Here is a 12,436-nt window from a genome sequence, read left to right as displayed (position 1 = left end):
GCGGGTGATAAAGGCCAGGTCGCTTTCGCCGTATTGCATGACCTGTTCGCGCTTGCCCATCAGCCGCTCACGTTTGGCGGCCATCTGGGTCAATAAGTTATCAAGCTGCGTCAATAATCCCGGATGCGCAGCAAAGCTAAGCAGTGGCGGGACATAGGCGGTGTCCAGACTCCAGGAGCCTTGGCCATCGCGCACCAGTCGCGCCAAAGGGCACGTTAAATAGTCGGCATTGGCATCACTATCCAGGCGCAGGCTCAGGGCGTGCTCAAGCACTCCGATTTCCTGTATCTCGTCTGCAAAGACGTCCTGTACCTTGCGCCAATCCTGGATATAGCGCATCGGCCGATCCGCTCGTGTGCCGTCAAACAAACAGTTGTTGCCATTGGCCTGCTCCAGCGGCAAGGCAAGTAGCAAGGTAGCGTTCTGAACGCTTTCAGGTGGTAACTTCGCAAGTTCAAGCGCCGGTGGCAGCCGATCAACGTAATCGGTGTCGATCAAGGTGCCATCGGGCATGCGCAGGCACAGTTGGGTGGCCTTGAGCTTACCCAGGCGCATGGCTTCTGCATCAAACGCTACTGCCTGTACACCCCAAGGGTGTATCAAGGACAAATGGGCGAGAGATTCATTGGTCCAGGCTTCCCAACGTGCCTGTTGCTGGAACTGCTGCGGAGACAGCAGTGTCCCCGCATACCAGAGCGGACGGTCGATTTTCATGAGGTCGTTTCCCTACGAAGTGACTTAGGCCTTGGCCTTGGGCATCTGCGAAACCAGCGACAGATTGATGTCCATGCCTTCCACCTGGAAGTGAGGCACGGCATACAACTTGACTCGGAAGAAGCCCGGGTTGTCGTCAATGTCTTCGACAGTTACCGATGCATTGCGCAAAGGGTGCGAAGCTCGCAAATCGTCACTTGGATCAGTCATTTCAGTCACCAGCCCACGCACCCAGCGATTGAGCTCCTGCTCAAGCACACGGCGGTCTTTGGTTGTCCCGATATTCTCGCGCTGGATCAACTTCAGATAATGAGCGATGCGCGACAGCAGGAAGATGTAAGGCAGGCGTGCGTTGATGCGGCTGTTTGCTGTCGCTTCAGAGGTGTCGTACAGAGCTGGTTTCTGGGCAGAGTTAGCCGAGAAGAAGCAGGCGTAATCCCGGTTTTTATAGTAGGAAAGCGGAATGAAGCCGAGGTTGGCGAATTCAAATTCACGAGTCTCAGGGATCATCACTTCCGAAGGGATTTTTACCTGATTGCCGGTGCCGAGATCATACAAATGAATTGGCAGATCCGTGACCGCGCCGCCTGACTGTGGGCCGCGAATCTGTACACACCAGCCATTGGCGATGAAACTCTTGACCATGTTTGCGGCGAAGGCAAACGAGGCATTGGTCCAAAGGTATCGATCATGGTCAGGTCCTTTGACGCGCTCAACGTAGTTAAAGCTGCGAACGGGGATGGTGTCGGGACCATAGGGCAGGCGACCGAGCACGCGTGGCATGGTCAGGCCGATATAACGAGAGTCGTCGCTGTCGCGAAACGACTTCCACTTGATGTACTCAGCGCGGTCAAAATAATTGGCGATGTCTTTGATGGCTGCGACTTCTTCCATCGTTTCTTTGCCGAAGAACGCAGGCCCCACAGAGCCAACGAAAGGCATGTGCGCTGCGGCCGCCACCTTCGAGATATTGCGCAGAAGGGCGATGTCTTGAGGGTTCCGGTCGAATTCGTAGTTTGAAATAGCCGCCGCGATAGGCTCACCACCCGGCGTGTCATATTCCTGGGTGTAGGTATGCGTATATAAACCGCTTTGGGCGATTTCCGGCGCATCTTCAAAGTCTTGGATCAAGTGCTCTTTACTGATATCCAGTAGTTCGATACGGACGTTTTGACGGAAGTCGGTCTGATCAATCAGCGACTTGACACCGCGCCAGATGGATTCAACTCGCTGAAAATCCTCATGGTGCATGATTGCGTCGAGTTGGCGGCTGATTTGCTCATCAAGAGAGGCGATGTGCGTATCCAGCAACGTCTTATCCAGACGTTCGACTTTCTTCGAGGACTGCTTGAGCAGATTCAAAAACACACTGACTGCTGCAGTGACGCGCTCATCAGCCGAAGCGTCGGCCAGTGCCTCATCAGTTTGAAATACATCAATACCCGTGAGCGTTGTCACAGGGCTCAAGTTGATTTTTTCGAACAGAGTGCCATAAACACTTTGGCTTTCTGCAGACAATACTGTATCGCCGCCCGATTGTGCGGAAGACTGTTTCGCGGACATGTGGCTACTTCCTTTTAAACGAACCGAAGTGAATTAACGATTTTCCTAGGGAGCTAGCGCAGCCAGTTCAGCGCGCAACTCATTGCTCAACGCATCATCCTTGAGGATGCGCTCCAGCTCTTGGCGGAAGGTGGAGTTGTCCAACAGGTTCGATTTCAGATCGCGCAGCAGGTTGCGCATTGCCAGCAGAGCGCGCAGTTCCGGGATCTGACGAGCTATCTGCTCCGGCTCGAAATCCTTCATGCTTTGGAAGTTCAGCTCTACCGAGGTGTCGGAGTTATCGCCCACCAATGTGTTTTCCACGGCGAGCTTGAGGCTTGGCGAGAATTCGGCCAATACGCTATCGAAATTATTTTTATTAATATTGACCTTGCTTCTTTCAGACAGCGGTCGCGACTCTTTACCGTTGCTGTAGTCGCCCATCACCATCAATTTGAGAGGCAACTCAACTTTCTTTTGCGCGCCGCCTGTATGCAAATCGAGCTTGATATTGACCCGCGCCTTGGGCACTTCATTCTGAAAACTATTTGAAGCCATATTTCCTCCAGACCTGCGAACAGAAAATTCTGTTGCGAAATCGATCAAGAAACGAGACTTACAACTTTCGCCGACCACCATTAACAGTTGCCGTCAGCCATCGCTGATAAATCCCTTTTCACATACATTTGAAACATCGTTTGTGAGATGCATCCTGCCTTTAATTTTTGAAGGGTAATTGAATACAAGCTGTAACTCTACCCGCTAAGGGCACTCTCGGAAGTTTCCACAGTGCGCTGGCGACGTTTCCTACAATTCTTGAGACTAGTCAGGTAAACCAGTTCACAAAACGGCCACATGCGTCGCCACGCCTTGTATCAGTTCCCCGCTTTCTACATCGCAAACAATAGGAATAATTACCGCACCTAGGCCGGACCGGATCGCTATTCTTCGCGCTGTCACTGGTCAACGCGCCATAACCTTTCGGCAGCTCCTACAGGTCGTGCGATTTCGAGGCTACAGGCCTTCGTAGTCTTTGGCCTGTTTGATAAGCCAATCCCGAAACGCACGCAGCGACGCTGACTCGACTTTGCGCACGGGGATCATCAGGTGATAAGCCTTGGGGCTGGAGAGGGCGTGGGGGTTGGCGATCGTCAGGCGTCCTTGCGCGAGTTCGCGCTGGATCAGGAAGGGTGGGATTAGCGCGATGCCCATTTCGTGGCTGGCGGCCTGTGCCAGCATGGAGAACAGTTCGTAACGCGGGCCGGTCATATCGCGAGCGACGGTCATGTCCAGGCCGCTGAACCATTGTCGCCAGGCGTAGGGGCGGGTGGTTTGCTGGAGCAGTGGCAGTTCGGCAATTTGCGTCGCCTCCAGGCTTTCCTGGCCGTTCAGCAGGGCGGGGCTGCAGACGGGCACGGGGTTTTCGCCCATCAGCCGGTAGGCTTCGGTGCCTGGCCAGTCGGCATCGCCGAAGTAGATGGCGGCATCGAAATCGGTGTCGGCAAACAGGAACGGCCGAGTGCGGTTGGTGAGGTTGACGGTGACTTCAGGCTGCAGCTTTTGAAAGTCTTTCAAGCGCGGCAGTAGCCACTGCGTACCAAAGGTCGGCACAACGGCCAGCTCGATGGCGTTTGCACCCTGGTTACCCATGATCGACAAGGTATCGCGCTCCACCGCGTCCAGTTGCGTGGCGATGCGTCGGCTGTAGGACAGGCCTGCTTCTGTGAGCTTCACGCCCCGTCGAGAGCGGCGGAACAGCTCGATGCCCAGGAAGGACTCCAGGCTGGCGATCTGTCGGCAAATTGCACTCTGGGTCAGGGACAGCTCGTCGGCAGCCTTGGTGAAGCTTTCGTGGCGGGCCGCGGCTTCGAAGCTCACCAATGCCGCAGTGCTGGGGATTTTACGACGCATGTACGTGCTCCTCACTTGTCGCAGCGAATATTGTTCTTATTGGCGATCTCGGAGTGAGAAATTAGCACAGGTGAGTGCGGATTCATCGTTTGTAGGTGCGCTGCTGCAGGGCTAGGCTCTTCCCACAAGTATTCAATGAATAAGGGTGGCTCATGGCTGGCAAGGCAAGCTTCAACTGGATTGATCCGTTGCTGTTGGACCAACAGCTCACAGAAGAAGAGCGCATGGTGCGTGACAGCGCGGCTCAGTTTGCTCAGGACAAGCTGGCGCCCCGCGTGCTTGAGGCCTTTCGTCATGAGCACACTGACCCGGCGATTTTTCGCGAAATGGGTGAAATCGGCCTGCTAGGTGCGACGATCCCTGAAGAGTTCGGCGGCAGTGGCCTTAATTATGTGTGCTATGGGCTGATTGCTCGGGAGGTCGAGCGTATCGACTCGGGCTATCGCTCGATGATGAGCGTTCAGTCTTCGTTGGTCATGGTGCCCATCAATGAGTTCGGCACCCAGGCGCAAAAAGAGAAGTATTTGCCCAAGCTGGCGTCCGGTGAGTGGATCGGCTGTTTTGGTCTGACGGAGCCGAACCACGGATCTGACCCTGGCGCGATGATCACTCGTGCAAAGAAAGTCGAAGGCGGCTACAGGTTGTCGGGTAGCAAGATGTGGATTACCAACAGCCCGATCGCAGATGTATTCGTGGTCTGGGGTAAGGATGACGCTGGGGATATTCGTGGTTTTGTCCTGGAGAAAGGTTGGGTTGGCCTGAGTGCTCCGGCTATTCATGGCAAGGTTGGGCTACGTGCGTCGATCACAGGCGAAATCGTCATGGACAACGTGTTTGTTCCTGAAGAGAACATCTTCCCGAATGTGCGCGGCTTGAAGGGGCCCTTTACGTGCCTGAACTCGGCTCGCTATGGCATTTCCTGGGGCGCGTTGGGGGCGGCTGAGTTTTGCTGGCATACGGCGCGGCAGTACACGCTTGATCGCCAGCAGTTCGGACGTCCTCTGGCCGCTAATCAGTTGATCCAGAAAAAGCTAGCTGACATGCAGACTGAAATCACTCTGGCACTGCAAGGCTGCCTGCGCCTTGGCCGCATGAAGGATGAAGGTACTGCGGCGGTGGAGATTACTTCGATCATGAAGCGCAACTCCTGCGGCAAGTCTCTGGACATCGCCCGAATGGCCCGCGACATGCTCGGCGGAAACGGGATCTCCGATGAGTTCGGTATCGCTCGGCACCTGGTCAACCTTGAAGTGGTGAACACCTACGAAGGTACTCACGACGTCCATGCACTGATTCTGGGGCGCGCGCAAACCGGCATTCAGGCTTTCTATTAAGGAGCCTGAATATGGGGGCGCTTTCGCATATCCGGGTATTGGACTTGTCGCGTGTATTGGCAGGCCCTTGGGCGGGGCAGATTCTGGCGGATCTTGGGGCTGAAGTAATAAAGGTGGAGCGGCCGGGGAAGGGCGATGACACGCGGGCATGGGGGCCGCCGTTCCTGAGGGATCCGCAGGGTGAGAACACCAGTGAGGCTGCGTACTACCTGTCGGCGAATCGGAACAAGCAATCGGTCACTGTCGACTTCACCTTGCCTGAGGGGCAGAAGCTGGTTCGGGAGCTGGCGGCGAAGTCCGACATCTTGATTGAAAACTTCAAGGTGGGTGGCCTTGCCGCCTATGGGCTGGACTACGCATCGCTCAAGGCTATTAACCCACGGCTTATCTATTGCTCTATTACGGGGTTTGGTCAGACGGGGCCCTATTCCAAGCGCGCCGGTTACGACTTCATGATTCAAGGTCTGGGTGGCTTGATGAGTCTGACTGGGCGCGAAGAGGGGCAGGAAGGTGCGGGGCCGGTAAAAGTGGGCGTCGCGCTCACGGATGTGCTGACCGGTGTCTATTCCAGCACTGCCATCCTTGCGGCATTGGCTCATCGCGATCAGGGTGGTCTTGGCCAGCATATAGACATGGCTTTGCTCGACGTACAGGTCGCGTGTCTGGCTAATCAGGCATTGAACTACCTCACGACGGGAGTGGCTCCGGTGCGGCTGGGTAACGCGCATCCGAACATCGTGCCTTATCAGGATTTTCCTACGGCTGATGGCGACTTTATCCTGACGGTGGGTAACGACAGTCAGTTCCGAAAGTTCGCCGAGGTAGCCGGGCAGGCTCAATGGGCAGACGATCCACGCTTCCTTACTAATAAGCTGCGTGTTGCTCACCGTGCCGACCTGATTCCTTTGATACGACAGGCGACGGTCTTCAAGACGACTGCGCAATGGGTCAGTGAGCTGGAGTCTGCTGGCGTACCTTGTGGACCGATTAATGATCTCGCTCAGGTTTTCGCTGATCCCCAGGTTCGGGCGCGGGGCTTGGCAATGAGCTTGCCCCATTTGCTGGGCGGGAGTGTTCCTCAGGTGGCCAGCCCGATTCGGTTATCTGAAACCCCGGTTGAGTATCGAAGCGCCCCACCTCTTTTAGGCGAGCATACAGACGCTGTCCTTGAGAGGCTGCTAGGGCTGCCGGCTGAAGAGGTGGGTCGGCTGCGTACTGCTGGTGTGCTTTAGCGCTTCTTTATGTAGGTTCTATATAGAAGAAAGGGGCTATTTTGGCTTTTTGCAGAAAAGTTCAAATTAACGGTTGACGTGGTTCTGAATCTCTCTATAATTCGCACCTCTTCTGGCGCAGACAGAACGAAAAACTCCTTGATAATCAATGAGTTGGACGGTTCGGTTAGCGAAGAAGAGGTTTCGATGAGGTTGATCGAAAGCGGTGAAAAAAGGTAGTTGACAGCAGGTTGTAACGCTGTAGAATTCGCCTCCCGCTAACGAGCAACGTGATGTTGATCGAAGCGCAAGTGGTTGAAGTTGCAAGGGAAACTTTGAAAACTTCTTAAAATAACCACTTGACAGATGCAGAGGCTGCTGTAGAATGCGCGCCTCGGTTGATACGAAAGAATCAACCAACCGCTCTTTAACAATTGAATCAAGCAATTCGTGTGGGTGCTTGCGCTGTCAGACTGAAGTCAACTGATTATCAGCATCGTAAGTTACTCCGCGAGAAATCAAAGAAATAACCAACGATTGCTGAGCCAAGTTTAGGGTTTTCTCAAAACCCAAAGATGTTTGAACTGAAGAGTTTGATCATGGCTCAGATTGAACGCTGGCGGCAGGCCTAACACATGCAAGTCGAGCGGCAGCACGGGTACTTGTACCTGGTGGCGAGCGGCGGACGGGTGAGTAATGCCTAGGAATCTGCCTGGTAGTGGGGGATAACGCTCGGAAACGGACGCTAATACCGCATACGTCCTACGGGAGAAAGCAGGGGACCTTCGGGCCTTGCGCTATCAGATGAGCCTAGGTCGGATTAGCTAGTTGGTGAGGTAATGGCTCACCAAGGCGACGATCCGTAACTGGTCTGAGAGGATGATCAGTCACACTGGAACTGAGACACGGTCCAGACTCCTACGGGAGGCAGCAGTGGGGAATATTGGACAATGGGCGAAAGCCTGATCCAGCCATGCCGCGTGTGTGAAGAAGGTCTTCGGATTGTAAAGCACTTTAAGTTGGGAGGAAGGGCATTTACCTAATACGTAAGTGTTTTGACGTTACCGACAGAATAAGCACCGGCTAACTCTGTGCCAGCAGCCGCGGTAATACAGAGGGTGCAAGCGTTAATCGGAATTACTGGGCGTAAAGCGCGCGTAGGTGGTTTGTTAAGTTGAATGTGAAATCCCCGGGCTCAACCTGGGAACTGCATCCAAAACTGGCAAGCTAGAGTATGGTAGAGGGTGGTGGAATTTCCTGTGTAGCGGTGAAATGCGTAGATATAGGAAGGAACACCAGTGGCGAAGGCGACCACCTGGACTGATACTGACACTGAGGTGCGAAAGCGTGGGGAGCAAACAGGATTAGATACCCTGGTAGTCCACGCCGTAAACGATGTCAACTAGCCGTTGGGAGCCTTGAGCTCTTAGTGGCGCAGCTAACGCATTAAGTTGACCGCCTGGGGAGTACGGCCGCAAGGTTAAAACTCAAATGAATTGACGGGGGCCCGCACAAGCGGTGGAGCATGTGGTTTAATTCGAAGCAACGCGAAGAACCTTACCAGGCCTTGACATCCAATGAACTTTCCAGAGATGGATTGGTGCCTTCGGGAACATTGAGACAGGTGCTGCATGGCTGTCGTCAGCTCGTGTCGTGAGATGTTGGGTTAAGTCCCGTAACGAGCGCAACCCTTGTCCTTAGTTACCAGCACGTTATGGTGGGCACTCTAAGGAGACTGCCGGTGACAAACCGGAGGAAGGTGGGGATGACGTCAAGTCATCATGGCCCTTACGGCCTGGGCTACACACGTGCTACAATGGTCGGTACAGAGGGTTGCCAAGCCGCGAGGTGGAGCTAATCCCACAAAACCGATCGTAGTCCGGATCGCAGTCTGCAACTCGACTGCGTGAAGTCGGAATCGCTAGTAATCGCGAATCAGAATGTCGCGGTGAATACGTTCCCGGGCCTTGTACACACCGCCCGTCACACCATGGGAGTGGGTTGCACCAGAAGTAGCTAGTCTAACCTTCGGGGGGACGGTTACCACGGTGTGATTCATGACTGGGGTGAAGTCGTAACAAGGTAGCCGTAGGGGAACCTGCGGCTGGATCACCTCCTTAATCGACGACTCAGCTGCAGCACAAGCTCCCACACGAATTGCTTGATTCATTGAAGAAGACGATAGAAGCAGCCCTATTTTGGGTCTGTAGCTCAGTTGGTTAGAGCGCACCCCTGATAAGGGTGAGGTCGGCAGTTCGAATCTGCCCAGACCCACCAGTTGCCTGGTGAGTTGTTGGTCAGAGCGTTACGCTAACCCGTAGTATATGGGGCCATAGCTCAGCTGGGAGAGCGCCTGCCTTGCACGCAGGAGGTCAACGGTTCGATCCCGTTTGGCTCCACCATTTGCTGCTTCTGTTTGAAAGCTTAGAAATGAGCACTCCATCGATTGGATGGTGAGTGTTGATTTCTAGTCTTTGATTAGATCGTTCTTTAAAAATTTGGGTATGTGATAGAAATATAGACTGGGCACCTCTTTCACTGGTGCGTGTCCAGGCTAAGGTAAAGTTTGTGAGAACAAACTTTCGGCGAATGTCGTCTTCACAGTATAACCAGATTGCTTGGGGTTATATGGTCAAGTGAAGAAGCGCATACGGTGGATGCCTTGGCAGTCAGAGGCGATGAAAGACGTGGTAGCCTGCGAAAAGCTTCGGGGAGTCGGCAAACAGACTGTGATCCGGAGATGTCTGAATGGGGGAACCCAGCCATCATAAGATGGTTACCTTACACTGAATACATAGGTGTATGGAGCGAACCAGGGGAACTGAAACATCTAAGTACCCTGAGGAAAAGAAATCAACCGAGATTCCCTTAGTAGTGGCGAGCGAACGGGGACCAGCCCTTAAGTGGCTTGGAGATTAGCGGAACGCTCTGGAAAGTGCGGCCATAGTGGGTGATAGCCCTGTACGCGAAAATCTCCTTGTCATGAAATCGAGTAGGACGGGGCACGAGAAACCTTGTCTGAACATGGGGGGACCATCCTCCAAGGCTAAATACTACTGACTGACCGATAGTGAACTAGTACCGTGAGGGAAAGGCGAAAAGAACCCCGGAGAGGGGAGTGAAATAGATCCTGAAACCGTATGCGTACAAGCAGTGGGAGCCCACTTTGTTGGGTGACTGCGTACCTTTTGTATAATGGGTCAGCGACTTATTTTCAGTGGCGAGCTTAACCGAATAGGGGAGGCGTAGCGAAAGCGAGTCTTAATAGGGCGTCTAGTCGCTGGGAATAGACCCGAAACCGGGCGATCTATCCATGGGCAGGTTGAAGGTTGGGTAACACTAACTGGAGGACCGAACCGACTACCGTTGAAAAGTTAGCGGATGACCTGTGGATCGGAGTGAAAGGCTAATCAAGCTCGGAGATAGCTGGTTCTCCTCGAAAGCTATTTAGGTAGCGCCTCATGTATCACTGTAGGGGGTAGAGCACTGTTTCGGCTAGGGGGTCATCCCGACTTACCAAACCGATGCAAACTCCGAATACCTACAAGTGCCGAGCATGGGAGACACACGGCGGGTGCTAACGTCCGTCGTGAAAAGGGAAACAACCCAGACCGTCAGCTAAGGTCCCAAAATCCTGGTTAAGTGGGAAACGATGTGGGAAGGCTTAGACAGCTAGGAGGTTGGCTTAGAAGCAGCCACCCTTTAAAGAAAGCGTAATAGCTCACTAGTCGAGTCGGCCTGCGCGGAAGATGTAACGGGGCTCAAACCAGGTACCGAAGCTACGGGTATCATCTTTTGATGATGCGGTAGAGGAGCGTTCTGTAAGCCTGTGAAGGTGAGTTGAGAAGCTTGCTGGAGGTATCAGAAGTGCGAATGCTGACATGAGTAACGACAATGGGTGTGAAAAACACCCACGCCGAAAGACCAAGGTTTCCTGCGCAACGTTAATCGACGCAGGGTTAGTCGGTCCCTAAGGCGAGGCTGAAAAGCGTAGTCGATGGAAAACAGGTTAATATTCCTGTACTTCTGGTTATTGCGATGGAGGGACGGAGAAGGCTAGGCCAGCTTGGCGTTGGTTGTCCAAGTTTAAGGTGGTAGGCTGAGATCTTAGGTAAATCCGGGATCTTAAGGCCGAGAGCTGATGACGAGTGTTCTTTTAGAACACGAAGTGGTTGATGCCATGCTTCCAAGAAAAGCTTCTAAGCTTCAGGTAACCAGGAACCGTACCCCAAACCGACACAGGTGGTTGGGTAGAGAATACCAAGGCGCTTGAGAGAACTCGGGTGAAGGAACTAGGCAAAATGGCACCGTAACTTCGGGAGAAGGTGCGCCGGTGGAGGTGAAGCATTTACTGCGTAAGCCCCTGCCGGTCGAAGATACCAGGCCGCTGCGACTGTTTATTAAAAACACAGCACTCTGCAAACACGAAAGTGGACGTATAGGGTGTGACGCCTGCCCGGTGCCGGAAGGTTAATTGATGGGGTTAGCTAACGCGAAGCTCTTGATCGAAGCCCCGGTAAACGGCGGCCGTAACTATAACGGTCCTAAGGTAGCGAAATTCCTTGTCGGGTAAGTTCCGACCTGCACGAATGGCGTAACGATGGCGGCGCTGTCTCCACCCGAGACTCAGTGAAATTGAAATCGCTGTGAAGATGCAGTGTATCCGCGGCTAGACGGAAAGACCCCGTGAACCTTTACTATAGCTTTGCACTGGACTTTGAATTTGCTTGTGTAGGATAGGTGGGAGGCTTTGAAGCGTGGACGCCAGTCTGCGTGGAGCCAACCTTGAAATACCACCCTGGCAACTTTGAGGTTCTAACTCAGGTCCGTTATCCGGATCGAGGACAGTGTATGGTGGGTAGTTTGACTGGGGCGGTCTCCTCCTAAAGAGTAACGGAGGAGTACGAAGGTGCGCTCAGACCGGTCGGAAATCGGTCGTAGAGTATAAAGGCAAAAGCGCGCTTGACTGCGAGACAGACACGTCGAGCAGGTACGAAAGTAGGTCTTAGTGATCCGGTGGTTCTGTATGGAAGGGCCATCGCTCAACGGATAAAAGGTACTCCGGGGATAACAGGCTGATACCGCCCAAGAGTTCATATCGACGGCGGTGTTTGGCACCTCGATGTCGGCTCATCACATCCTGGGGCTGAAGCCGGTCCCAAGGGTATGGCTGTTCGCCATTTAAAGTGGTACGCGAGCTGGGTTTAGAACGTCGTGAGACAGTTCGGTCCCTATCTGCCGTGGACGTTTGAGATTTGAGAGGGGCTGCTCCTAGTACGAGAGGACCGGAGTGGACGAACCTCTGGTGTTCCGGTTGTCACGCCAGTGGCATTGCCGGGTAGCTATGTTCGGAAAAGATAACCGCTGAAAGCATCTAAGCGGGAAACTTGCCTCAAGATGAGATCTCACTGGAACCTTGAGTTCCCTGAAGGGCCGTCGAAGACTACGACGTTGATAGGCAGGGTGTGTAAGCGCTGTGAGGCGTTGAGCTAACCTGTACTAATTGCCCGTGAGGCTTGACCATATAACACCCAAGCAATTTGCGACCCGAAAGGGACAGATTGCGGTGACTGTGAAGACGACACGAACCGAAAGTTTGTTCGCACACTGAACCTGAGCTATCACATACCCATTTGCTGAGGCGTCCCGCAAGGGCACGAATCGGCTACCGAATTTCTTGACGACCATAGAGCATTGGAACCACCTGATCCCATCCCGAACTCA

General features: G+C 53.7%; 6 protein-coding genes, 2 tRNA genes and 2 rRNA genes. 6 read left to right on the top strand and 4 right to left on the bottom strand.

The window, feature by feature from the left end; all coding sequences use genetic code 11:
* From tssK to IV01_RS03760, 4 genes are all read right to left on the bottom strand, one after another.
* Positions 1-714, bottom strand: a 714-nt coding sequence (gene tssK / locus IV01_RS03745) for a type VI secretion system baseplate subunit TssK (RefSeq protein ID WP_032631013.1), incomplete at its 3' end; no start/stop codon positions are given.
* A gap of 24 nt (positions 715-738) precedes the next feature.
* Positions 739-2,277 (bottom strand): type VI secretion system contractile sheath large subunit, encoded by a 1,539-nt coding sequence (gene tssC / locus IV01_RS03750; protein WP_032631012.1) that lies wholly within the window; start codon positions 2,275-2,277, stop codon positions 739-741.
* 45 nt (positions 2,278-2,322) lie between these two features.
* On the bottom strand, positions 2,323-2,814 hold the full coding sequence (gene tssB / locus IV01_RS03755) for a type VI secretion system contractile sheath small subunit (protein WP_032631011.1): 492 nt from the start codon (positions 2,812-2,814) through the stop codon (positions 2,323-2,325).
* A gap of 456 nt (positions 2,815-3,270) precedes the next feature.
* Positions 3,271-4,167 (bottom strand): LysR family transcriptional regulator, encoded by an 897-nt coding sequence (locus IV01_RS03760; RefSeq protein WP_032631009.1) that lies wholly within the window; start codon positions 4,165-4,167, stop codon positions 3,271-3,273.
* 152 nt (positions 4,168-4,319) lie between these two features.
* Here IV01_RS03760 and IV01_RS03765 point away from each other — a divergent pair, with 152 nt between their 5' ends.
* The 6 genes from IV01_RS03765 to IV01_RS03790 all read left to right on the top strand — a co-directional run bounded on the left by IV01_RS03765 (position 4,320) and on the right by IV01_RS03790 (position 12,236).
* Positions 4,320-5,501: an acyl-CoA dehydrogenase gene (locus IV01_RS03765; protein ID WP_032631008.1), complete on the top strand. Its 1,182-nt coding sequence runs from the start codon at positions 4,320-4,322 to the stop codon at positions 5,499-5,501.
* Positions 5,502-5,512: 11 nt separating this feature from the next.
* Complete coding sequence (locus IV01_RS03770; protein ID WP_032631007.1) at positions 5,513-6,733, top strand: CaiB/BaiF CoA transferase family protein; 1,221 nt, start codon at positions 5,513-5,515, stop codon at positions 6,731-6,733.
* A 560-nt stretch (positions 6,734-7,293) separates the two neighbouring features.
* A 16S ribosomal RNA gene (locus IV01_RS03775) occupies positions 7,294-8,832 on the top strand.
* An 80-nt stretch (positions 8,833-8,912) separates the two neighbouring features.
* Positions 8,913-8,989 (top strand) — tRNA-Ile (locus IV01_RS03780).
* Positions 8,990-9,038: 49 nt separating this feature from the next.
* Positions 9,039-9,114 (top strand) — tRNA-Ala (locus IV01_RS03785).
* A gap of 228 nt (positions 9,115-9,342) precedes the next feature.
* Positions 9,343-12,236, top strand: a 23S ribosomal RNA gene (locus tag IV01_RS03790).
* The 16S and 23S rRNA genes sit together here with 2 tRNA genes alongside, the layout of an rRNA operon.
* Positions 12,237-12,436 lie beyond the last annotated feature (200 nt).

It is taken from the genome of Pseudomonas syringae (assembly GCF_000737245.1).
Classification (GTDB): Bacteria; Pseudomonadota; Gammaproteobacteria; order Pseudomonadales; family Pseudomonadaceae; genus Aquipseudomonas; species Aquipseudomonas syringae_J.
The sequence above is the reverse complement of the archived record's forward strand: the minus strand, read 5'-3'. Positions and strand labels throughout refer to the sequence as shown.

What these genes read in the sequence shown, in the direction of transcription:
- tssC (WP_032631012.1), bottom strand. Translation starts at nt 2,277, where the DNA reads ATGTCCGCGAAACAGTCTTCCGCACAATCGGGCGGCGATACAGTATTG.
- IV01_RS03760 (WP_032631009.1), bottom strand. Translation starts at nt 4,167, where the DNA reads ATGCGTCGTAAAATCCCCAGCACTGCGGCATTGGTGAGCTTCGAAGCC.
- tssB (WP_032631011.1), bottom strand. Translation starts at nt 2,814, where the DNA reads ATGGCTTCAAATAGTTTTCAGAATGAAGTGCCCAAGGCGCGGGTCAAT.
- IV01_RS03770 (WP_032631007.1), top strand. Translation starts at nt 5,513, where the DNA reads ATGGGGGCGCTTTCGCATATCCGGGTATTGGACTTGTCGCGTGTATTG.
- IV01_RS03765 (WP_032631008.1), top strand. Translation starts at nt 4,320, where the DNA reads ATGGCTGGCAAGGCAAGCTTCAACTGGATTGATCCGTTGCTGTTGGAC.